This window comes from Micromonospora olivasterospora (assembly GCF_007830265.1).
GTDB classification, from domain to species: Bacteria; Actinomycetota; Actinomycetes; order Mycobacteriales; family Micromonosporaceae; genus Micromonospora; species Micromonospora olivasterospora.
The window spans coordinates 5,462,155-5,484,732 of sequence record NZ_VLKE01000001.1; the positions used below are offsets into that span (position 1 = coordinate 5,462,155).

Here is a 22,578-nt window from a genome sequence, read left to right on the forward strand (position 1 = left end):
CGGTCCGTCGCGCCGCACCGGATCGCGCCAGCCCGCAGGAGGCCATGCATGGACCGATCGCTGATCGTGGCGAAGGTCGTCCCGACCGCCGAGGATCGGGTCGCCGAGATCTTCGCCGAGTCGGACGCGACGGAGCTGCCGCGCCTGGTCGGTGTGCGCCACCGGTCGCTGTACCGGCTGCACGACCTGTACGTGCACCTGCTCGAGACCGAGCGGCCCGCCGACGGCGCCGTGGAGGGGGTGCGGGGACACCCGGAGTTCCTCCGGGTCAGCGACCGGCTCCGCCCGTACATCTCGCCGTACCTGCCGACCTGGCAGTCCCCCCGGGACGCCATGGCGCGCTGCTTCTACCGGTGGGACGCCCCGGGCGAGGGGAGCCGGCCGTGACCGCGACCGCCTCGCAGGACGAGCAGCTCTGGGCGCGCTGCGACGGCTGCGCGAGCCTGCTCTACCGCAAGCGGCTGCGCCGCAACCTGGACGTCTGCCCGGAGTGCGGGGCACACGCGCGGCTGAGCGCGCCGGAGCGGCTGCGCCAGCTCGTCGACCCGGACACCTTCACCCCGCTGCCGGACCGGCCGGTCGTGGTGGACCCGATCGGGTTCGTCGACGCGGTGCCGTACCCGCACCGGTTGACCGCGGCCCGGGTCGGGACCGGCCTGGGCGAGGCGGTGCTCTGCGGCACGGCCCGCATCGGCGGGCATCCGGTGGCGCTGGCCGTGATGGACTTCCGGTTCCTCGGCGGAAGCCTCGGCTGCGCCGTCGGGGAGCTCATCACGCTGGCCGCCGAGCGGGCCCTGGCCGACGGGATTCCGCTGGTGCTGGTGACCGCGTCCGGCGGCGCGCGGATGCAGGAGGGCGCGCTGTCGCTGATGCAGATGGCCACCGTCAGCCAGGCCGTCGCCGGGCTGCGGGAGGCGGGCCTGCTCACGGTCAGCGTGGTCACCGACCCGACGTACGGGGGGGTCGCGGCGTCGTTCGCCACGAACACCGACGTGGTGCTCGCCGAGACCGGCGCCCGGATGGGGTTCGCCGGCCCCCGGGTGATCCGGCAGGTGACCGGCCGGGCGCTGCCCGAGGGGTTCCAGACCGCGGAGTTCCTGCTGCGGCACGGGCAGGTCGACATGGTGGTCACCCGGCGCGCCCTGTGCGGCCGGTTGACCGCGCTGCTCGCCGCCGCGCACTCCGGGCGGGCGGCGGCGCGCCGCCGGGGCGTACCCGGACAGGAGCCGGCGCCCGGCGCGGCCGCGGCGACGCCCACGGCCGCTGCGGCGGACGGCGGGGATCCCTGGGAGACGGTGCGGGCGGCCCGGCATCCCGGACGGCCGACCACGCTGGACTACCTCGACACGGCGTTCGACGGGTTCGTGGAGCTGCACGGCGACCGGCTCGGGCGGGACTGCCCGGCCGTGGTCGGTGGCCTGGCCCGGCTAGACGGCCGGCACGTCATGGTGATCGGCCACCAGAAGGGGCACACCACCGGCGAGCTGGTGGCCCGGAACTTCGGCATGGCCAGCCCGGCCGGGCACCGCAAGGCGCTGCGGCTGATGCGGCTGGCCGCGCGACTGGGCCTGCCGGTGGTGACCCTGGTCGACACCCCCGGCGCGGACCCCGGCGTCGGCGCGGAGGAACAGGGGCAGGCGGCGGCCATCGCGGAGAACATCCTCGCGCTGAGCGTGCTGCCCACCCCGGTGGTCGCCGTCGTCACCGGTGAGGGCGGCAGCGGCGGGGCCCTCGCGCTGGCGGTGGCCGACCGGGTGCTGATGCTGGAGCGCGCCGTCTACTCGGTGATCAGCCCGGAGGGCTGCGCGGCGATCCTCTGGCCGGACAGCTCGGCGGCCCCGCAGGCCGCCCGCGCGCTGCGGCTGACCGCCCCCGACCTGTGCCGGCTCGGGATCGCCGACGAGGTGGTCGCCGAGCCGGCCGGCGGGACGCAGGCCGACCCGGCGGCAGCGGCCGAGCTGCTGCGCGCCGCGGTGCTGGCCAACCTCACGCCGCTGCTGGACGTGCCGCCGGCGACGCTGGTGCGCCGCCGCCGGCAGCGGTTCCGCCGCTTCGGGGCCGCCCGCGCCGGTGCCGTGGCGGGTGCCCGGTGACCGCGGAGTCGGCGACGTCGGCGCCGAGCCCGAACGGCGGGCGCCCGGGCCACGAGGAGGTGCTGACCGGGCTGCGGCGGCACGCCCGCCAACTCGTCGACGAACTGGCCGGGCCGGTGCGGCGGGTGCGGCTGCGCAGCGGGGACACGGTGCTGGAGGTGGAGTGGCACGACCCCGTCGGGGCGGTGCCGGCGCCCCGCCCGGCCGCCCTGGCACCCGCGCCGGTCGCGCCGCCGCCCGTCGCCGCCGGGCCCGTCGCGGACGGCCGGTCGGTGGTGCGCTCGCCGATGGTCGGCACCTTCTACCGGGCCCCGGAGCCGGGCGCGGCGCCGTTCGTCGCCGTCGGTGACCTGGTACGGCCCGGCCAGGTGATCGGGATCGTCGAGGCGATGAAGCTGATGAACGAGGTGACCGCCGACCGGGCGGGCCGGGTGATCGAGCTGCTCGTGGGCGACGGCCAGCCCGTCGAGTACGACCAGCCGCTGGTCGCCGTGGAAACGCTCTGAGGGCTGCGGGTGATGGTGATGTTCGAGAAGGTGCTGATCGCCAACCGGGGCGAGATCGCGCTGCGGGTGCTGCGGGCCTGCCGCGAGCTGGGCATCCGGACGGTGGTCGTCTACTCCAGCGCCGACGCCGACTCGCTGCCGGTACGCCTCGCCGACGAGGCGGTCCGGATCGGGCCGCCGGCCAGCAGGCGCAGCTACCTGAACGCCGCGGCGATCGTCGAGGCGGCCCGGCGCACCGGGGCGCAGGCGGTGCACCCGGGGTACGGGTTCCTCTCCGAGGACGCCGACTTCGCCGAGATCTGCGCCGACAACGGGCTGACGTTCATCGGCCCGCCGCCGCAGGTGATGTCCGCGCTCGGGGACAAGTCCACGGCCCGGGCGCTGATGCTCGAGGCCGGGCTGCCGCTGCCGCCGGGCAGCGTGCAGACCCTGCCGACCGTGGAGGCGGCCGCCGAGGTGGCCGCCGGAATCGGCTACCCGGTGATCGTGAAGGCCGCCGCCGGCGGGGGCGGGCGGGGGATGACCGTGGTGCGCCGCCCCGCCGACCTGGCCCGGGCGTACGCGCGCACCCGCGCCGCCGCGCAGGCGGTCTTCGGCGACGACCGGGTGTACGTCGAGCGGTACCTGACCGACGCCCGGCACGTGGAGGTGCAGGTGCTCTGCGACGCCCACGGCGCGGGGGTGCACCTGGGCACCCGGGACTGCTCGGTGCAGCGGCGCCACCAGAAGCTGGTCGAGGAGGCGCCCGCGCCGGGGCTGTCGGCGGCCACCCTGGACGCGATCGCCGCCACCGCGCTGCGCGGCGTCCTGGGCGTCGGGTTCACCGGCGCGGGGACCGTCGAGTTCCTGGTCGACGACGAGGAACGGTTCCACTTTCTGGAGATCAACTGCCGGATCCAGGTGGAGCACCCGGTCACCGAGATGATCACCGGGGTCGACCTGGTGCACGAGCAGCTGCACGTCGCCGCCGGGGTGCCGCTGCGGCTGCGGCAGTCCGACGTCCGCCCGCACGGGGTGGCCGTGGAGTGCCGGATCAACGTGGAGGACCCGGCGCGGGGCTTCGCGCCCACCCCCGGCCGGCTGACCCGGTTCACCCCACCCGGCGGCCCGTTCACCCGGGTCGACACCCACGGCCACGTCGGCTATGTGGTCGGCCCGCACTACGACTCGCTGCTGGCCAAGGTCGCCGTATGGGGGCCGGACCGCACCCTGGCGCTGGACCGGCTCGAGCGCGCCCTCGACGAGTTCGACGTCGACGGGCCGGGCGTGCGGACCACCATCCCGTTCGTGCGGCGGGTCCTCGACGACCCCACGTTCCGCAAGGCCGCGCACACCACCGCCCTCGTCGACCGCCTGCTAGCCGCCTCCGCCCCCGCCCCGCCCCCGCCTCCGCCCCGCGCCGCCGGCCGGCCGTGTCGCCCCGCCGCTGTCGCGGCCGCGCCGCCGGCGGCCCGCCCCGCCCCTCGCTCCGATTCACTCGACCACCAGCCCGGGAGGACCCGATGACCGTCACCCACGGCCGACCGCGCACCGCGGACATCACCGACATCCTGGTCGCGCACTGCGGCCTGGACGCCGACGCCGCCGCCCGCGCGCCCGCCGCGTCGCTGGAGGAGCTGGGCATGGACTCCCTGGCCCTGCTCGAACTGCAGGCGGTGGTCGCGGACCGCTGGCAGGTGCAGATCCCCGAGCAGGCCGCCCAGCTGAGCATCCCCGCCGTGGCCGAGCTGGTCGCCCGGCAGACCGTCCCGCCCGACGAGCCGGTCCCGCCCAGGCAGCGGGCGGCGCCCGAGCCACCCGACGGGCCGGACGCGGCCGGCGAGCAGGGGCCGGGGCACACCGAGAACGGCATCGTCATCGCCGCGCCGCTGTCGCTGGTCTGGGACGTCACCAACGACGTCGCGCGCTGGCCGCAGCTGTTCACCGAGTACGCCGCGGCGGAGATCCTGCGCCGCGACGGCGACACCGTGCTGTTCCGGCTGACCATGGTCCCCGACGAGAACGGCGTCTCGTGGAGCTGGGTCAGCGAGCGTACGGCCGACCCGGTCACCCGGACCGTGCGGGCGCACCGGGTGGAGACCGGCCCGTTCGAGTTCATGCGGCTGCGCTGGTACTACACCTCCGAGCCCGAGGGCACCCGGCTGACCTGGGTGCAGGACTTCGCCATGAAGCCCACCGCGCCGATCGACACCCCCGCCATGGTCGACCGGATCAACGCCAACAGCAAGGTGCAGCTCGCCGTCATCAGGGAACGGATCGAGCGGATCGCCGCCAGCGGGACCTCCGGAGGCACGGATGAGTGAGACGGTCGAGCTTACGGTCGCGGCCCGGGACGTGGCGCCCGACCGGCGGCGCGGCGGGGAGCTGCGGGTCCTGCTCGGACCGAAGACCGTCGGCAGCACCTCCGGGTTCATGGGGGTGGCCGCGCTGGCGCCGGGGGAGCGCATCGCCGAGCACTACCACCCGTACAGCGAGGAGTTCCTGTACGTGGCGCGCGGCGCGATCACGGTGGACCTCGACGACGTCCCGGTGCCCCTGGCCGCCGGGGAGGCGCTGTTCGTGCCGGTCAACGTCCGGCACCGGCTGCGCAACACCGGGCCCGAGCCGGCCGAGGTGGTCTTCCACCTCGGGCCGCTCGCCCCCCGACCGGAGCTGGGCCACGTCGACACCGAGGCGGCCGAGCAGCGGGGCGCGTCGTGACCGGGCGCCGCACGGTGGTGACGGGCGTCGGGGTGGTCGCCCCGGGCGGCGCGACCCGGGACCGGTTCTGGAAGGCGATCACCGAGGGACGGACGGCGACGCGGCGGATCACCTTCTTCGACCCGTCGCCGTTCCGGTCCCGCATCGCCGCCGAGTGCGACTTCGACCCGGTCGCCGCCGGGCTCACCGACGCCGAGCGGCGGCGCGCCGACCGGTACGTCCAGTTCGCCCTCGCCTGCTCGACCGAGGCGGTCGCCGACAGCGGCCTGGCGCTGACCGACGCCGAGCGGGACCGCGCCGGGGTGGTGCTCGGCACCGCCGTCGGCGGCACGATGGCGCTGGAGCGGGAGTACGTCACCGTCAGCGACGCGGGCAGCCGGTGGCTGGTCGACCACGCGCGCGGCGGGCCGTACCTGTACCAGGCGCTCGTGCCCAGCAGCCTGGCCGCCGACGTGGCCTGCCGGCACGGCCTGCACGGCCCCGCGCAGGTGGTCTCCACCGGCTGCACCTCCGGCATCGACGCCATCGGGTACGCCCACCAGCTCATCGCCGACGACGAGGCCGACGTGGTGCTGGCCGGCGCCGCCGACTCGCCGATCTCCCCGGTCACCGTCGCCTCCTTCGACGCGATCAGGGCCACCTCCCCCGACAACGACGACCCTGCGCACGCCTCCCGGCCCTTCGACGCCGACCGGCACGGGTTCGTCCTCGCCGAGGGGGCGGCGGTGCTGGTGCTGGAGGAGTACGAGCACGCCCGCCGCCGGGGCGCGCACGTCTACTGCGAGGTCGGCGGGTACGCCAGCCGCAGCAACGGCTACCACATGACCGGGCTGCGCCCGGACGGGCTGGAGATGGGGCTGGCCATCGCCGACGCGATGAGGCAGGCCCGGCTCGCCCCCGGGCAGGTCTCCTACATCAGCGCCCACGGCTCCGGGACCCGGCAGAACGACCGGCACGAGACGGCGGCGTTCAAGCGGGCCCTCGGCGAGGCCGCGTACCGGGTGCCGATCAGCTCGATCAAGTCCATGGTGGGCCACTCGCTCGGCGCGATCGGCTCCATCGAGATGGCCGCCTGCGCCCTGGCGATCGAGTACGGAGTGGTGCCGCCGACGGCGAACTGGGCCACCCGCGACCCGGAGTGCGACCTGGACTACGTGCCCAACGAGGCCCGGGAACTGCCGGTGGACGTGGCGCTGTCGGTGGGCAGCGGCTTCGGTGGCTTCCAGTCGGCCATGGTGTTCCGCCGGCTGTCCGGGACGGTGGCGGCGTGAGCGCGCCCACCGCCTTCGGCGTCCCGGCCCCGGCCCGCGCCGTGGTGACCGGCATCGGCGTGGTCGCGCCCAGCGGCATCGGCGCCGACGCGCACTGGGCCACCGTCGCCTCCCGGACCCGCCGCACCGGGCCGATCACCCTGTTCGACCCGGCCGGCTACCCGACCCGCATCGCCGGGGAGGTGCCCGGATTCGAGCCCCTCGACTGGGCCGACAACCGGCGGCTGGTGCAGACCGACCGGTGGACGCACCTCGGGTTCGCGGCGACCCGGCTGGCGCTGGCCGACGCCGGGCTTCCCGAGCGGGCCCCCGACCCGTACGGGTACGCGGTCACCCTCGCCAGTTCCTCCGGCGGGAACCTGTTCGGCCAGCGGGAGCTGCAACGGCTGTGGGGCGGCCCGTCGCGGACCGTCGGGGCGTACCAGTCGATCGCCTGGTTCTACGCCGCCAGCGTCGGGCAGCTGTCGATCCACCACCAGTTCAAGGGCCCGTGCGGGGTGCTGGTGGCGGAGAGCACCGGCGGGCTGGACAGCCTCGCGCACGCCGTGCGTACCGTCCGGCGGGGCACCCCGGTGGTGATCGCCGGGGCCACCGAGTGCCCGCTCAGCCCGTACGCGCTGGCCTGCCAGCTCGCCGCCGGGCAGCTCAGCGCCGACGACGACCCGGAGCGGGCGTACCGGCCGTTCGACGCCGGCGCCGCCGGGTACGTGCCGGCCGAGGGCGGCGCGGTGTTCGTCGTGGAGGACCTGGCCCACGCCCTCGCCCGGGGTGCCCGGATCTACGGCGAGGTCACCGGATGGGCGTCCACCCACGACGCCGCGCACACCGGCCCGGACACGGCCGTCGACCCGACCCAGTACGCGCGGGCGATGCGGCTGGCCCTGGACCGCGCCGGCGTGTCCCCGACGGCGTGGACGTGGTGCTGCCCGACGCGCTGGGCGTGCCCCGCCACGACCGGGCCGAGGCCGACGCGCTGCGGGCCGTCTTCGGTGCCCGGCCGGTGCCGGTGACCACCCACAAGTCGCTGACCGGACGGGCCCACCAGGGCGGCTCGGCGCTGGACGTGGCCACGGCGCTGCTCGCCTTCCGGCACGACGTGCTGCCCGCCTCCGCCGGCCCGCGGACGCCCGCCGAGGGCTGCGAGCTGGACTTCCTGCGTGCGCCCCGGCGGCCGGCCTCCCGGGTGGCGCTGGTGGGCGCCCGCGGGTTCGACGGCTTCAACACCGCCCTGGTGGTACGCGGCGCCACTCCCCACGACCTTTAGGACAATCCCTCGACCGGACATCTCGCGGGCTGGACGATCGTCCAGCTCACCGGATCACCGCCAGGATGCCCCGTCCGTCAGGGCGGGGAGGAATGGCGGACGCGCCGTCAACCATGACTGTCCTTTCTGGTTGGATGGGTTCTGTGCGGACGGCGTACAGGTGTCGGGCGTATCCGACCCCGGAACAGGTGGTGGTGCTGAGCCGCACGTTCGGTTGCGTCCGGGTGGTGTGGAACCGCACTCTCGCCGCCCGTCGTGCTCGTTACCGCGCTGAGGGCAGGTCGACCTCGTACGCGGAGACGGATCGGGCGCTGACCGAGATGAAAAAGCAGCCCGACCTGGCGTTTCTGGGTGAGGTGTCGTCGGTGCCGTTGCAGCAGACACTGCGGCACCAGCACACCGCCATGACCGCCTTCTTTCAGAAGCGGGCCCGGTATCCGCGCTACAAGTCCCGGCACGGCCGCCAGTCCGCGAGCTTCACCCGGTCGGCGTTGCGGATGCGTGGCGGGAACCTGACGTTGGGGAAGACACCGGGTGTGCTGCGGTTCGTGTGGTCGTGGCCCGGCGTGGACGTGGCCGGGTTGGATCCGACGACGGTGACGGTGTCCCGTGACCCGGACGGCCGCTGGTTCGTGACCTTCGCCGTCGACATCGAGGCACCCGTCGCACCCGAAGCCACCGGTCAGGTGGTGGGTGTGGACCTCGGGTTGACCGACTTCGCGGTGCTGTCCACCGGCGAGCGCATCCCGCATCCGAAGCACATGGAGCGTCGGGAGCGCCGACTCAAGCGGTACCAGCGGATGATGGCCCGCCGGCAGAAGGGCTCCGCCAACCGCGCCAAAGCCAAGCGGAAGGTCGCCCGTGCGTATTCGCGGGTACGCCACGCCCGCCGGGACTTCCTCCACCAACAGTCCACCACCCTGGTACGCCGGTTCGACGCCATCGCTGTGGAGGACCTGGCCGTGGCGAACATGGTCCGCAACCGGTCCCTGGCCAGATCGATCTCCCGTACCGGCTGGGCGGAGTTCCGTACCCTGCTCACCTACAAGGCCCATCGCGACGGCCGCACCCTCGCCGTGGTGGACCGCTGGTACCCGTCGTCGAAGACCTGCTCGGCGTGCGGGCATCTGCTCGCCACACTCTCCCTCGGCACGCGCCACCGGCGGTGTCCGGGTTGCGGCACCCGGCATGACCGGGACGTCAACGCCGCTCAGAACATCGCCGTCGCGGCCGGGCTGGTCGAGACGAAAAACGCCTGCGGAGCGGACGTCAGACACGAAGGATCTCCTTCCGTGCGGTCTGCGGTGAACCAGGAACCCCAACCTGCGAGGGTGGGAATCCCCCGCGTTTAGGCGGGGGAGGATGTCAACTTCAGCACCGACCGAACAGGAGGAGTACGTTTAACCCGTCTGTGTCCTGGCGGTCTTGCGGGCGCTCCTTCTGCTGGCTGCGCGCGGCCCCGGGCTGCCTTCCGGATGAGATTGGTGCCGGAACCTGGCCTTCTTGGCGCGGTTGCCGCAGGTGTTCATCGAGCACCAGCGGCGGTTCTGGCCCCGACTGGTGTCGAGGTAGAGGCCGCCGCAGTCCGGGTGTTCGCACATCTTGACCTGGTCGCGTCGAGTCCCGCCGAGGGCAATGATCGCGTCCTGGGCGATGAGGCCGAGTGCGGCGCGGGCCGGGTGCTTCGACCGGGTGTACCAGCGCAGCCGGGTCTTGCTGAGTACGGGGAATGTCTGGCTGTCGCGGGCGAGGGTGTTGATGAGGTCGAGGTCCGCTTCGTCGGGGGCGGTGTTGGTGGCGGTGGCGGTGCCGGTGCGATGAATGGCCTCGCGGAGCCGGCGGGCGAGGTCCAGGTCGGCGTCCGTGGCGTCGGCGGGCCCGAGGCTCAGGTCGTTCGCGGCGAGCCAGTCGTCCAGACGTCTGGGGGTAGGCAGACGCTCGACCGGGGTACCGCTGCGGTCGCTGAGGGTCGCGGTGAAGCGGAAGGCGATCTGTTCGTTGTCCAGCCGGAAGGGCGGGGCCTCCGTCACGCTCGCCTCGGTCGACTCGACCGTCACCTCAACCATGGAACCAGTCTAGATGGTTCTACCCGCCCCTGCCCCTGTAGTGTTGGAACCGTCTGAGACGGTTCCAACTGGAAGGCGTGTGTGATGGCTGAGGTGACCGTGGTGGGTACCGGAGCGATGGGCGCCCCGATCGCGCGGAACCTGCTGAAGGCGGGATTCGAGGTCGCGGTGTGGAATCGGAACCGTTCGCGGATTGCGCCGCTCGTAGCGCTTGGCGCCACCGAGGTCCAGGAACCGACCGAAGTGTTCGCCTCGGGCGTGGTGCTGTCGGTGCTGGCCGATGACGCGGCGGTGCGTGAGGTGTTTCTGGACAGTGGCGCCCTGACCGCCGCTCGTGACGGGGCGGTTCATGTGAATCTCGCGACGGTCAGCCCCGTCCTCGCCGAGGGGGCCGCCACCGTGCACGTCGAGCACGGTGTCGGGTATGTGGCGGCGCCGATGTTTGGCGGCGTCCCCGTCGCCGAGGCTGGCAAGCTCAACATCGTCACCGCTGGCGACCCGGAACCCGTGCACCGTGTGCGCCCGCTGTTGGAGGCAGTGAGTGCGAAGGTGTGGCAGGTGGGCACCGAGCCGCGGCAGGCGAACGTGGTGAAGGTCGCCGGGCAGCTGCTGATCGCCTCGGCGATCCAGACGATGTCCGAAGCCGTCGCCGTGGGCGAGCGCGGCGGGATCGACGCCGCGGTGCTCGTGGAGCTGTTCACCTCCACGATCACCCCCGGCCCGGTCTACACCAGATACGGCAACCTCATCGCCGCCCGTCAGTACGAGCCGGCCGGATTCACGCCGGTGTTGGGCCGCAAGGACGTCGATCTCGCTCGCGCTCAAGCCGCGGCCACCGGGCTGCACCTGCCGGTGGGCGATCTGCTCTCGGCACTGCTGACCGAGGCGATCGGGGCCGGACACGGGCAGCGGGACTGGGCCTCGCTCGCCGAGGTGCAGCGCCACCGGGACGCCGAAGGGACCCGATGACCAGCGCATCGACCATTGGCGCGATCCCCACCCGGAGACCAGAAAGAAGGCATGTGATCTTCCGCTGTGGGCGTTGCGTGTGCCAGGCTGACTGATGTTGACCATCGGGAGCGAGGAGCGGACACGCGATGGCGATGGTCTGCCCCGACGCGGACGGGATCGTCCTCCTCAACGATGACTCGATACCGATCCATGACGCCGTGACCACCCAGGACCGCACTACATCGATCCGGTCGGCGGCGCCCCCGTCGTTGGGGGCCACCGGCTATGAGCTGCGGTCCCGGCTGCAGGCGGCGATCTCCAGCGGGACCGGCCCCGGCGGGGCGTCCCGGATCGCTCGTCTTGCGGCAAAGGGCCGCACCGCGGATCATGCCGCGCCGGCTACGGGGGGCCCAGCGGTGAATGGTGGCGGCCGTGTGCCCCTTGTCGCCGTCATAGCCACGCGCGGAGGTCTTGTGGCCGTGCCGCGCCTCGGGAAGCTCACCAAGTCACGCGGCCGCCGAGCCTGCGGCCAGGATCTCATCACACGATCGGACAAGTCGCCATGCATACCAACTCTTCCCAAACAGGCCGCCCCCGAAGCCTTCGTGAGTACCTGAGCCGTCTTGATGAGATCGGAGACCTACGGCGGATCGATTGGGAGGTAGACACTGCGTACGAAATCGGCGCAATCACACGCCACAGCAGCGAGGTCTGCGCACCGGCTCCGCTATTCACCAATATCCGTGGATACAGTGGGTATCGCGTGGTCGGGGCGCCCCTCGCCTACAGTTCCTCCGCCAAAGCCCGGATGGCCCGGGTAGCGATCGCACTCGGGCTGGCTCCGACAACGCCTGGCGGGCAGATCGTCGAAGAACTCGCAGCGGCGATGCACCGCGAGCCCATCGCGCCAGTTGTCGTGGACGACGCCCCGTGCCAAGAAAAGGTGCTGGTCGGCGACGCGGCGGACCTGACGAATCTGCCGACCCCGCTGCTGCATGTCGGAGACGGCGGCCGCTACATCAACACAATAGGCATCTTCGTCGTCGCCAGCCCGGACCGAAAATGGACGAACTGGTCCATCGCCCGAGCGATGCTGATCGACGGCAAACGGATGACCGGCATCGTCAGTGCCAGCCAGCACAACAACGTGATCCGCCAGATGTGGCAGCAGCGCGGTGAACCGATGCCGTTCGCGCTTGTTCAGGGCGCCGAGCCAAGCGCATTGTTCGTCGGCGGCATGCCGCTGCGCGACGGGGTGGACGAAGCGGGCTTCCTCGGTGGATTGTTTGGCGAGCCGATGGAGACCGTGCGCTGCAAGACTGTGGACCTTGAGGTTCCGGCATCGGCTGAGCTGGTCATCGAGGGCTACCTGGCCGACGACGAGTCGTGGCTCGAGGGGCCTACCGGCGAGTACCACGGCTATCTGCCCACTGTCCGTAAAAACCGCCCTGTTTACCACGTTACTGCGATCACTCACCGAAAGGAGCCAATCCTCCCGGTCGTCTGCGCGGGCAAACCGGTTGACGAAGACCATACGATCTGTGGCCCCGGGATCGCAGCTGTCCTGCTGGAGGAGTTGCGTCGCGCCGGCCTGCCGGTCGTTTCGGCCTGGGTCGTCCCGGAAAGCGCCTGCACCCTGCTGGCCGTCTCCGTCTCTCCGGACTGGGCGCAGCTCACGGGGTTGAGCTCGACCGACCTCGCGCGCCGTATTCTCGATGTCTGTAAGGCTCCAGACACCGTTCACGCCGGCTGGTGGATCAGCAGGCTGATGGTCGTCAACCACGACATCGACCTCACCGATCTGCGTGACTTGCTTTGGGCCTGGTCAACGCGGTGTCATCCGGTCACGGGCCGGGTGGTCGTCATGGACCAGCGGATCCCGGCCGGCGTCGTCTTCTACTCGGCGGCAGAACGTAGCGCGGTACGCGGTCCGGTCGAAGTGTTGGACTGCCTGATGCCCGTCGGAGAGGACGCGCCGCGCAGCACCGCCTTCTCCGTCAACTTTCCGGCTGACCTGCAGCGGCGGGTGCTAGCCAGGCTGAACCACGAACAGCAGAGCGTCAGTCAACACCAATCCTGAGGAGGTCCTCGCCGAGGTGTTCGGCTGTTCGCAGGCCACGATCACCCGATACCGCGAATGCCTGCGGCCGATCCTGCGCTGGTGACCGCCCCGAGGTCGCCAGCGGCTCGACCAGGCCCGCCGGGAGGGTGGTTGGTGCCCGCGTTCGTCGCCCCGGTCGGCGAACGCGGGCAGTACCACCGGCTGTTCTTTGGCCGCCCGGTGCGGAGATGAGCGCCACTCAGGCAGTGTTTCCGGCCTCGACCGGCCAGTAGCAGGTGCCGCGCACGATCTCGAGAACCGACAGGAGGGCGTCACGCAGCGCCGGGGTAACCGCGACGGCACACCGTGACCGAGTCGAGTGTGGGCTCCCGTCAGCGTCCATGACGACCGCGCCTGCCTCGCGCGCGATGACGGCGCCGGCGGCGGTGTCCCAGGTTCCGTTCCAGATGCTGATGCTGGCATCGAGGGAACCTTCTGCGACGAGGGCCAGTTCGACGGCTGTGGAGCCCAGCCGGCGCAGCCCCTGGGCACGGGTGGTCAACTCGCGATCCAGTTCCCGGCACAGCAGACCTTCGAGTCCCGGTTGGGGTCCTCCGTAATCGGTGAGGGCGACCAACGCCTTGGACAGATCGGCTGTTTTGGAAACGTGTATGCGAGTACCGTCGCGATAGGCGCCGCCAGCGCGCGTGGCCCAGTACCGGCGCGCGAGGAACGGGACCGCGATCACGCCGAGAATCGGGGTACCGTCGTGCACCAGGCCAAGCGAGATCGAGCTCAGCGGCAAGCCATGACTGAAGTTGGTGGTGCCGTCGATGGGGTCGAGTACCCAGTAGGTATCGGGGTTACCCACCGCGCCGGTCTCCTCGCCGAGGAAGCCGATCCTTGTGTCGTCTTCGGTCAGTGCGGCGCGGACGAGGCGTTCGATGGCGATATCAGCATCCGTGACGATCTCGTGGGCGTCCTTCTGCCGAACGGCGGTGACGGGGTTCGTCAGGATATAGGCGACCGCCCTGTCGATGACGTCGTGGGCGACCGGCAGCAGCGCACCAGGGTCAGGCGTTGGCATGAACTTCGCCGTCCACCTCAGCCTTGACTGCCACTTCTTGTCGTCCCGTACGGGACGCGCCGCTCACTCGCCGCCGCCTGGTGCGCCGATCTCGATCATCCGCTGCACCGACGCCCGGGCCCGTACGGCGATATCGTGATCAACCTTGACCTCGTCGGTGCCTTCGCGGAGCGCGCGCAGCAGAGCGGCCGGCGTGATCATCTTCATGAACCGGCATGACGCGCGGTCGTTCACCGCACGGAACTCGGTGGCTGGCGCGGCCTTGCGTAGCTGGTGCAGCATGCCAACCTCGGTAGCGACCAGCACCGTGCCGGTGCCGGTCGTACGCGCTGCCTCGACCATGCCGCTGGTGGACAGGATGTGGACCTTCTCCCGCGGCACCACGCCCTCTCCGACGAGGTACAACGCCGATGTCGCGCATCCACACTCCGGATGGATGTACAGGTCGGCAGTCGGATGCGCAGCCGCACGCGCGGCGAGTTCCGGACCGTTGATGCCGGCGTGGACGTGACACTCACCGGCCCAGACGTGCAAGTTCGCCCGGCCCGTCTCCCGTTTCACATGAGCGCCGAGGAACTGATCCGGGCAGAACAGCACCGCCCGATCCGGCGGGATGGAAGCGACCACATCCACAGCATTGGACGACGTGCAGCAGATGTCGGTCTCGGCCTTCACGGCAGCGGTCGTGTTCACGTAAGACACGACAGCCGCCCCGGGGTGCTCACGTTTCCACGCACGCAGTTGGTCGACGGTGATCGAGTCGGCCAGCGAGCATCCCGCGCGCGCGTCGGGGATGAGCACCGTCTTTTCCGGTGCCAAGATCTTGGCGGTCTCGGCCATGAAGTGCACACCACAAAAGACGATGGTGGCTGCACCGCTCGTGGCCGCGATCCGCGACAGGGCAAGGGAGTCGCCGACGTGATCGGCCACGTCCTGGATTTCTGGTAGCTGGTAGTTGTGTGCCAGTAGCACCGCGTCGCGTTCCCGCGCCAGGGCGCGGACCTCCTCCGCCCAGGTGCTGTCGGGCTCCAGTTGCCCGGATGGTGAGTTGTCCTGGGCTGCGGCACCCATTGGGCCCTCCTCAGACCGAGCACTCCGCAGTGGAGGGCTCAACGCTCGCGGACGTCTGTCCTTTCTCGGCGGCTTCAGGTGCATGCCAACGGCTCAGGTCTGGGCGTATCCAGACATTCGGCGCTCGCTTGGCCCTGCCGGCCTGCCCCCCGCGAAACTGCTGGCCAGTCGATCACGCGGTCCTGCGGACTGTCAATCATGCTGGTGCCAGAGAAATGGCGCCCACGCCGCTCGCGAGGCGCCCGTACGCAATGTTTTGACTCTTTTGGCGAGCTCCCGTCCCGCTTTGTCGTCCTGATCTGCATTCTGCGCGAGCCAGGTGACCATCTCGACCTCGAGAGCGTCCGCCAGCAGACCATATCCAGGCCAGTGGCGCACATCGAAACCATATCCTTCCACGAATTCCCGATACTCGCCGGCCGAGTGCCATCCGAGCCGGTCGTAGTACACCGCGGCGGGCACGAGATCCAACTCACGCGGTCCCACCGCCACGGTATCCAGATCGCCTAGCACCGGCCTGCCATGGTGGTCCCGGAAGACGTTGCACACGTTCGCGTCGCCATGGACGACGCCCGGCCGGAGTGGGAACTCAAGCCGGGCGTACCTGGCCGCCAGACGGTCCAGCAAAGCGCTGAGGAACAGCCTGTCCTCGTCGGCCAGCGCCGTCGCGTTCGCGAGACAGCAACGCGCTCGACGGAACGGGTCCGCATGGGGCAATGCGATGTCGGCAGGCGGCTCCAGAGCGTGCAGTTGCCGGAGGAGCGACGCCAACTCTGCCGGGGTGCCGTAGCTGATCTCGCCCGCCACCGATTCCCACAGCGTCACGAAATGGTCGCCGATGCGCAGTGGCTGAGCTATCTCGAGCGGACGAACCGCGGGAACCGGCGACCCCGCCAGCCATCTGGCGACCTTGATCTCCCGCTCGGCCTCGGCCGCGCGGGCGTCTCCCCGCCCGACTCGCGCCACGACAGTTCGTGAGGAGAGCCAGAACACCGCGTTCTCACCGAGACGGATCAGTTCTCCGCCGGAAGGGCTCACGTGAATCGTTGAGCATGCCTCGCGCAGAATCAGCCATGCGCGCTCTGCGTCGAAGGAGTCGCCCGGGACCTGCGCCATAGGCCGTCCTTTGTCGGTCCGCGACGCGTTCGCGGTTTCGCCGTTGCACGAGCCCCTCGCGATACCGCCGGCGGGTGAAGCGCTCAGGGCTATAACGACGGCGACGGAACTCGCGCGTTGTGGTCAGTATGCCCAGAGACAATAAGGCAGGTGCCAACCGGGCAGAACCCCGGCTACGTTCCCGGCCTGCTGCGCGCGACCCGGCGGGTCCGGGGCACTCGCCTCCTTGCTCTGTGGCGACAGAACGTGTTCGGGCTGGTCTGATTCCGTAGCCGCAGTGTCGGCGTCTCCCGAATCGGCCCAGCGATCCGGTCTGTCGCGCGGCATACCTACCGCTGCCACGACGAGGCGTTGGCGGTGCTGGCCGCAGGCTCCGGGCCTGACCGCAAACCCGGACGGAGACGGCGCCGGGGCCTGCCCAAATGGGCAGATATGGAAACCCCGGCCCGGCCGTTTCGTCGTATTCGTCAGTTACATCATGGAATCGATAAGCAGCCTTCTCCTGTTTTTGTGTGCATACACTGGCAAGCCATCACCAAACCGGACGGACGGAATCGGTCGGGTTCCTTACAGATCGCAGCTGGTGCCGGTGCCGAAGCCTCGCCCGAGAAAGGCCGCGGACATTGCTTGACGACCAACAGGCGCGTGGGTAGCTTGTGTCCCCAGGGATGGGAGTTTCATGGGTAACAATAGCCTCGAAACCGGCCGCGTAGCGATATGCCCAGCACATCTAGAGAAGATGGCACGGCTCTTCGGGGCCCCGATAATCGCGTCACTGTCTACGATAAGTCCGCTCGGACAACCGCAGTCCAGTCCCTTGTGGGTCAAGTTCGACGATGGGGAAGTTCTGTTCTCCACGGCGGCGAACCGGCTGAAAGTCCGCTACATGCGGGCTAACCCCCGGGTCAGCCTTCTGGCGTGGGATCCGAATATCCCGGGTAGCTACATCGAAGTACGTGGCACTGCGTCGATGTCGTCTGAGGGAGCGATGGAGTTGATCGACGAACTGTCGCTCGCCTACCGCGGCACACACTGGGCCCCCCAGCCGGGTGAGACGCGGGTCCTGGTGCGCGTAACCCCGACGAAGACCTTCTCACGGGCCTGAAGTCCGTTCCACCGAGCAAACCCATCGCGCGACGAGGAGGGCACGTGCGAGGTACGGTCCAAGCAGTGCTGTTCGATGTCGACGACACGCTCATCGACTACGCAGGTGCGGAGCACGACGGAATCGTCAGCTACCTCCGCTCGCTCGGTGTGGAGGGTGATCTCAATGCGGCGGCAGCCAGGTTCGGGGAGCTACAAGCGTTCCACTTCAACCGATTCCTCGCGGGCCGGACCGACTACGTGGGGCAGGCGCGCTCACTCGCAGCGGACATGATGGCCTGGATGAAAGCGCCCTCGATACCCGATCCCTACCGCTGGTTCCTGGGCTATCGAGAGCGTTACGAGGCGTCGCTGCGGCTTTTCCCCGATGTCCTCGATGGGCTCGCCTCATTAGGCGACGTGCCCCTGGGAATCGTGACCAACAGCGACACCGCCTTCTCCCGGGTCAAGCTCCAGCGGGTCGGTCTGCTCTCCCGGTTCAGGTGTGTTGTCGGCGTCGACGCGGCGGGAGCGTCGAAACCGCATCCCCGCATCTTCCACACGGGCTGCGCGGCATTGGGGTATCCACCGGCGGTAACCGCGTACGTGGGCGACAACAAGCTTGGAGACGCGGCGGCCGCCGACGAGGCCGGTCTCCTTGGCGTGTGGGTCAACAGGTCCGGTGCCGGTGAGGACGGTGTGACGGACCTCCGGCATCTCGCTGCGGTTCTCAAACTGGCGGAAGTTTCCCATTTCTCATGATCGCCTCTGGCCTTCGTGCCGGCGGTGTGGTGCTCCCGTAGCCGGGTCACTCCCTTCCCCTCCGGTAGTGGCCCCTGACCTCCTCGTCGAGCTGGGTCGCGGTGGCGTCCGTTAGATTAGCCGGCGGCAGCCAGGTGGGCCCCCAACCGGCGGAGGGTCTCGGCGGTGGCGATCGCGTCGCTGCGGGCGCTGCCGTGCCGCCCGTCGCCACTGTAGAGGCTCGGGTCGGCCACCGCCGGATGGTCGGTCAGGTGCACGTGCAGGGTGCCGAACCGCTCGGCCAGCCGGCGGGTGCGCGCCGAGAGCCGGCGCATCCGCTCGCCGAGGCCCGCCCGCAGCCGCTCGGGGACCGCCGGGCTGACGTCGACGGCGAACGTCACGAACCAACGGCCGTCCGGGTCACGGGACACCGTCACCGTCGTCGGATCCAACCCGGCCACGTCCACGCCGGGCCACGACCACACGAACCGCAGCACACCCGGTGTCTTCCCCAACGTCAGGTTCCCGCCACGCATCCGCAACGCCGACTGGGCGGTCAGCTCGGGCTGGCCGTGATAGCCGACGAAGCTGAGCTTCGTGCGTACCCACACCTCGCCGTCGACGCCCGACGGCAGCACGCTGCCGTCCTCGCCCCGGATCTCGACGCTCACGTCTCCGTACGGCCGGCCGCAGGAGCGCAGCCGCTCCGGGTGCTCCGGGTCCTCGGTCAGCCCCGGCTGGGCGCAGATCACGACGGCCTCGCTGAGCCCGTACACGATGCGCAGGCACGGGCCGAAGCGCGCGATCGCCTGGCGCAACCGGGCGGGCGCGGCGGGCCCGGCGCCCACGTTGAACATGAACATGTGGGAGAAGTCCGCGCCGTCCAGGTCCGGGTGGTCGAGCACCTCGTAGAGCGTCGGCGGGGTGACGAACGTGGAGGTGAGCCGCTCCCGGTCGACGGTGGCGATGAACGCCGCCGGGTCCCACTGCTCGCGCAGGAACAGCACCCCGCCGGTGAACAGGTTGAGCAGCGTGGTGATCTGGCCGCTGGCCAGCCACATCGGCGAGTGGGACAGGTGCCGCAGCAGCGGGAACCCGGCGGCCCGGAAGTCGGCGGCGAGGGCGAGGATCTGCGCATAGAAGCTCTGCCGGTGGTGCACCAGCTTCGGCGTGCCGGTGGTGCCGCTGGTCTGCAGGAACGACTCCGGCTCCGGCGCGTCGCCGGGCGGCCCGGCCGCCGCGTCGGCGGCGGCGGTGAGGTCCGGGCCGGCGCCGCCGGGGCCGAGGCAGAGCACCGGTACGCCGGGCAGCCCGGCCGCGATCTGGTCGCCGAGCCCGTCGGCGGCGCGGGCGTCGTAGACGAACGCCTCGGGGCGGGACAGCCGGACGAAGTCGTCGACCTCGCGGCGGAGGTGACCGGGGCGATCCACATCGTCCGGCAGCCGAGCAGGTGCAGGGCCAGCTGGAGCAGCGGCCCCTCGACGACGTTGCCGAGCATCACCAGCACCGCGCCGGCCGGACGCCGCCGCGGGCCAGGGCGGACGCGAGGGCGCGCACCTCGGCGGCCACGTCCACGTACGTCAGCCGGCGCCCGCCGCCCACCAGCGCCTCCCGGTCGCCGAAGTCGGCGAACAGTTCCAGCGCGCGGTGCACGTAGGTGGTCGGTCGGTCGGACCCGTCAGTCATCGCCAGCCGTTACCTTTCCGTGTGATCGGCGCCGCGAGGGGCGTCCGGGCAGCTCAGGGCCAGGACGCGGCGACGGTGGCGCGCGCGTGGGCGACCCCGCCGTCGTCACTGGCGAGCCTAGGCCGACGGGCCGGCGCGGCACAGGGCCGATCGGTGCCCCCCGCCGCCCCGACGGCATTTGACCTTGTCGATCAGGTTGATTGATGCCTGTCAGATGCCTGGCTAGGTTTCAGGACCATCGTCCAGGCGGCGCCGTCAGCGGACGGCCCTGGGCTGCCAACGATGGAGGTTCAATGTCGACCCCGAAAAAGTGGCACATCATGACGGCTCCGAAGAGGTGGCAGCTCATAGCCGCCGCCACCACAGCCCTCGTCGTGGGGGCGCCGGCCCTGGTGGCCACCGCCGGCCCGGACACCGGGGAGCGCCGCGACGCCCCGGTGTGGGCGGGCAGCTGGGCCGCGGCGGTGACCCGGGGCAACACCGTCGGCCTGACCAACACCGGCCTCAACAACCAGAGCATCCGCATGATCGTCCACACCACGGTGGGCGGTCCCCGGCTGCGCGTCCGGCTGTCCAACCTCTACGGCGAGCAGGCGGTCAAGGTCGGCCGCGCCACGATCGCCCGCCCCGACGCGTCCACGCCGGACGATCTGTCCGACGTGGACGCCGGCAGCGTGCGGGAGCTGGCCTTCGACGGCTCGGCCTCGGCCGCCATGAACCGGGGCGCCGAACTGCTCAGCGACCCGCTCGACTTCCCCGTCGGCGAGCAGGAGGACCTGGTCGTCACGCTGTACTTCCCGGTGCTCACCGGCCCGGTCACGTTCCACGGAACGAACCGGCAGACCACCTTCATCGGCGCCACCGACCTCACCGGGTCGGCCGCCGGGACCGGGTTCACCATCCGCCCCAACTGCTGCTGGATGTTCCTGTCCGGCATCGACGTGGAGCGGCGGCACAGCCCCGGCGCGGTGGTCGTCCTCGGCGACTCGATCGGCGACGGCAACGGCTCGACCGTCAACGCCAACAAGCGCTGGCCGGACCTGCTGGCCGACCGGCTGATCGACGCGCGCCCGGAGGTGCGCACCCCGGGCGTGCTCAACCTCAGCCTGGGCGGCAGCCGGCTCAACCACGAGGGCACCGAGCCCGGCACGGGCGGCTTCCCCGGCTACCACGAGCTGGGCCCGAACGCCCTGGCCCGGCTCAACGAGGACGTCTTCCCGCAGACCGGGGTGCGTACGGTCGTCACCCACCTGGGCATCAACGACATCTGGATGACGGGCGACTCGGCCGAGGCCATCATCGCCTCGCTGCGGCAGATCAACCGCCAGGTCAAGGCGCGCGGCCTGACCAGCCTGGTGGCCACGCTCACCCCCTACGAGGGGCACGGCAACCCGGGCGTGTGGACGCCGGAGAAGGAGGCCACCCGCCAGGCCGTCAACGCGTACCTGCGCGGCAGCGACGAGTTCGACGGGGTGCTCGACTTCGACCAGGTGCTGCGCGACCCGGCGCAGCCCAGCCGGCTGCTGCCGGCGTACGACTCGGGCGATCACATCCACCCGAACGACCTGGGCAACCAGGCGCTGGCCGACGCGGTCCCGCTGCGCCTGCTCGGTCTGACACCGTCGGGGCGGCGGGGACCCCGCCGCCCCGACATCCGATTCCTGGGGAGGAAGCGCCACGTGGACGTCGAGAAGCTGCTGTCCGGCCTGTACAGCGACGAGGGCCGGCAGAACCCGTATCCCTTCTACGCGGCCCTGCACGAGCTGGGCCCGATCCGCGAGCTCCCGAACCGTCCCGAGCACAGCACCGTCAGCGCCGTCGCCGGGGGGTACGACGTGCTCGACCAGTTGCTGCGCGACCCCGAGTGGTACAAGCAGTCCCCGCCCGGGTGGGAGGACGAGGAGATCCTGCGGACCTTCAACTCGTCGATGATGTTCATCAACCCGCCGGACCACACGCGGATGCGGGCGGTGTTCGCGAAGACGTTCACCCCGCGCCGGCTCGGCGAGCTGGAGCCGGTGATCGTCCGGGTCACCGACGCGATGCTGGACCGCATGGCCGAGGCCGGCGCGGGCGGCGCCGAGCTCGACTTCGTGGCCGACTTCGCGTACCCGATCCCCGCGCTGGTGATGGCCGAGTTCATCGGCCTGCCCGAGGCCGACCTGCCGTGGTACCGGCAGCGGGTCGACTGGATCGACGAGTTCATGGACGTCGCCGGGAAGACCCCGGAGCGGCTGGCCAGGGCGAACACCGCCGCCGCCGAGCTGCGCGGGTACTACCGGGAGTTGATCGCCGACCGCCGCAGGCGGCCCGGCGAGGACCTGATCAGCGGCCTGGTCGAGGCGCTCGACGGCGGTGGGGTGGACCTCACCGAGGAGGAGCTGATCAGCAACCTGATCGTGCTGTTCAACGCCAGCTTCGTCACCACCGTCTACATGTTCAGCAACGGCCTGCCGCTGCTGCTGGCGCACCCCGAGGTGGTGGCCGCGCTGCCCGGCGACGACGAGCTGACCCGGGGCTGCGTGGACGAGGTGTTGCGGATGGAGGCCCCCGTGCACTTCCTGGCCCGGGCGGCGCCGCGCGACACCGTCCTGCACGGCGTGCCGGTGGCCAAGGACGAGAACGTGCTGATGCTGATCGCCGCCGCGAACCGGGACCCGGCCCGCTTCCCCGGCCCCGACCGCTTCGACCCGCGCCGCGGCGGCCCGCCGTCGCTGGCCTTCGGCGTCGGCCTGCACTTCTGCCTCGGCTCGGCGGTGTCCCGCCTGGAGGGGCGGCTCGCCCTGCCCCGGCTGTTCGCCCGCTTCCCGAAGCTCCAGGTGACCGAGAAGCCGGTCTACAGCGGCAGCCTGTTCCTGCGCGGCATCGACACGATGTCCGTCACGACCGGCGGATAGGAGAG

General features: G+C 71.2%; 17 protein-coding genes and 4 pseudogenes. 15 read left to right on the forward strand and 6 right to left on the reverse strand.

Features of this window, described 5'->3' with window-relative positions; all coding sequences use genetic code 11:
* The first annotated feature begins 48 nt into the window (after window positions 1-48).
* The 9 genes and pseudogenes from JD77_RS25060 to JD77_RS25100 all read left to right on the forward strand — a co-directional run bounded on the left by JD77_RS25060 (window position 49) and on the right by JD77_RS25100 (window position 9,186).
* On the forward strand, window positions 49-387 hold the full coding sequence (locus JD77_RS25060) for a TcmI family type II polyketide cyclase (protein WP_145776433.1): 339 nt from the start codon (window positions 49-51) through the stop codon (window positions 385-387).
* Window positions 384-2,093, forward strand: a complete 1,710-nt coding sequence (locus tag JD77_RS25065; RefSeq protein ID WP_145776434.1) for an acetyl-CoA carboxylase carboxyltransferase subunit alpha — start codon at window positions 384-386, stop codon at window positions 2,091-2,093. Before JD77_RS25060 ends, JD77_RS25065 begins: the two co-directional genes overlap by 4 nt.
* Entirely contained in the window at window positions 2,090-2,599 is a 510-nt protein-coding gene (gene accB, locus JD77_RS25070) for an acetyl-CoA carboxylase biotin carboxyl carrier protein (protein WP_145776435.1), read from the forward strand. Before JD77_RS25065 ends, accB begins: the two co-directional genes overlap by 4 nt.
* 18 nt (window positions 2,600-2,617) lie before the next feature.
* Window positions 2,618-4,105: an acetyl-CoA carboxylase biotin carboxylase subunit gene (locus tag JD77_RS25075; RefSeq protein WP_145776436.1), complete on the forward strand. Its 1,488-nt coding sequence runs from the start codon at window positions 2,618-2,620 to the stop codon at window positions 4,103-4,105.
* Window positions 4,102-4,902, forward strand: coding sequence for an SRPBCC family protein (locus tag JD77_RS25080; RefSeq protein ID WP_145776437.1), 801 nt, complete (start codon window positions 4,102-4,104; stop codon window positions 4,900-4,902). The genes JD77_RS25075 and JD77_RS25080 overlap by 4 nt, the downstream gene beginning before the upstream one ends.
* On the forward strand, window positions 4,895-5,299 hold the full coding sequence (locus tag JD77_RS25085; RefSeq protein WP_145776438.1) for a cupin domain-containing protein: 405 nt from the start codon (window positions 4,895-4,897) through the stop codon (window positions 5,297-5,299). Before JD77_RS25080 ends, JD77_RS25085 begins: the two co-directional genes overlap by 8 nt.
* Window positions 5,296-6,570, forward strand: a complete 1,275-nt coding sequence (locus JD77_RS25090) for a beta-ketoacyl-[acyl-carrier-protein] synthase family protein (protein WP_145776439.1) — start codon at window positions 5,296-5,298, stop codon at window positions 6,568-6,570. Before JD77_RS25085 ends, JD77_RS25090 begins: the two co-directional genes overlap by 4 nt.
* A pseudogene (locus JD77_RS25095) lies at window positions 6,567-7,834 on the forward strand (beta-ketoacyl synthase N-terminal-like domain-containing protein). The gene JD77_RS25090 and the pseudogene JD77_RS25095 overlap by 4 nt, the downstream one beginning before the upstream one ends.
* Before the next feature lie 134 nt (window positions 7,835-7,968).
* The gene (locus tag JD77_RS25100) at window positions 7,969-9,186 is read left to right on the forward strand and encodes an RNA-guided endonuclease InsQ/TnpB family protein (protein WP_211372662.1); all 1,218 of its coding nucleotides are present in this window, start codon (window positions 7,969-7,971) and stop codon (window positions 9,184-9,186) included.
* A 48-nt stretch (window positions 9,187-9,234) separates the two neighbouring features.
* On the opposite strand, the gene JD77_RS25105 is transcribed toward JD77_RS25100, so the two are convergent.
* Window positions 9,235-9,900, reverse strand: a complete 666-nt coding sequence (locus JD77_RS25105; protein ID WP_145776440.1) for a CGNR zinc finger domain-containing protein — start codon at window positions 9,898-9,900, stop codon at window positions 9,235-9,237.
* An 84-nt stretch (window positions 9,901-9,984) separates the two neighbouring features.
* Between JD77_RS25105 and JD77_RS25110 the strand changes: the two genes are divergently transcribed.
* Window positions 9,985-10,869 carry an NAD(P)-dependent oxidoreductase gene (locus tag JD77_RS25110; RefSeq protein WP_145776441.1) on the forward strand — a complete coding sequence of 295 codons (885 nt, stop codon included), beginning with the start codon at window positions 9,985-9,987 and terminating at the stop codon, window positions 10,867-10,869.
* Between the two features lie 544 nt (window positions 10,870-11,413).
* A complete protein-coding gene (locus tag JD77_RS25115; protein WP_145776442.1) occupies window positions 11,414-12,931 on the forward strand; it encodes a UbiD family decarboxylase in 1,518 nt (505 codons plus the stop codon).
* A 220-nt stretch (window positions 12,932-13,151) separates the two neighbouring features.
* Here JD77_RS25115 and JD77_RS25120 read toward each other — a convergent pair whose 3' ends face one another.
* From JD77_RS25120 to JD77_RS25130, 3 genes are all read right to left on the reverse strand, one after another.
* Entirely contained in the window at window positions 13,152-13,979 is an 828-nt protein-coding gene (locus JD77_RS25120) for an inositol monophosphatase family protein (RefSeq protein WP_145776443.1), read from the reverse strand.
* A 63-nt stretch (window positions 13,980-14,042) separates the two neighbouring features.
* Window positions 14,043-15,050 (reverse strand): quinolinate synthase NadA, encoded by a 1,008-nt coding sequence (nadA, locus tag JD77_RS25125; RefSeq protein ID WP_145776444.1) that lies wholly within the window; start codon window positions 15,048-15,050, stop codon window positions 14,043-14,045.
* Window positions 15,051-15,242: 192 nt separating this feature from the next.
* A complete protein-coding gene (locus tag JD77_RS25130; protein WP_145776445.1) occupies window positions 15,243-16,166 on the reverse strand; it encodes a phosphotransferase enzyme family protein in 924 nt (307 codons plus the stop codon).
* Between the two features lie 739 nt (window positions 16,167-16,905).
* Between JD77_RS25130 and JD77_RS25135 the strand changes: the two genes are divergently transcribed.
* Both JD77_RS25135 and JD77_RS25140 read left to right on the forward strand, forming a co-directional pair.
* On the forward strand, window positions 16,906-17,271 hold the full coding sequence (locus JD77_RS25135; protein WP_145777767.1) for a PPOX class F420-dependent oxidoreductase: 366 nt from the start codon (window positions 16,906-16,908) through the stop codon (window positions 17,269-17,271).
* Window positions 17,272-17,336: 65 nt separating this feature from the next.
* Window positions 17,337-18,011: an HAD family hydrolase gene (locus JD77_RS25140; RefSeq protein WP_170286543.1), complete on the forward strand. Its 675-nt coding sequence runs from the start codon at window positions 17,337-17,339 to the stop codon at window positions 18,009-18,011.
* A gap of 116 nt (window positions 18,012-18,127) precedes the next feature.
* Here JD77_RS25140 and JD77_RS25145 read toward each other — a convergent pair.
* Both JD77_RS25145 and JD77_RS25150 read right to left on the reverse strand, forming a co-directional pair.
* Window positions 18,128-18,379, reverse strand: a pseudogene (locus tag JD77_RS25145) (SGNH/GDSL hydrolase family protein); the annotation flags it as partial.
* Between the two features lie 156 nt (window positions 18,380-18,535).
* A pseudogene (locus tag JD77_RS25150) lies at window positions 18,536-19,676 on the reverse strand (AMP-binding protein); the annotation flags it as partial.
* 320 nt (window positions 19,677-19,996) lie between these two features.
* Between JD77_RS25150 and JD77_RS25155 the strand changes: the two are divergent.
* Window positions 19,997-21,292, forward strand: a pseudogene (locus tag JD77_RS25155) (SGNH/GDSL hydrolase family protein); the annotation flags it as partial.
* Between the two features lie 63 nt (window positions 21,293-21,355).
* Window positions 21,356-22,573 carry a cytochrome P450 gene (locus JD77_RS25160; RefSeq protein WP_145777768.1) on the forward strand — a complete coding sequence of 406 codons (1,218 nt, stop codon included), beginning with the start codon at window positions 21,356-21,358 and terminating at the stop codon, window positions 22,571-22,573.
* Window positions 22,574-22,578 lie beyond the last annotated feature (5 nt).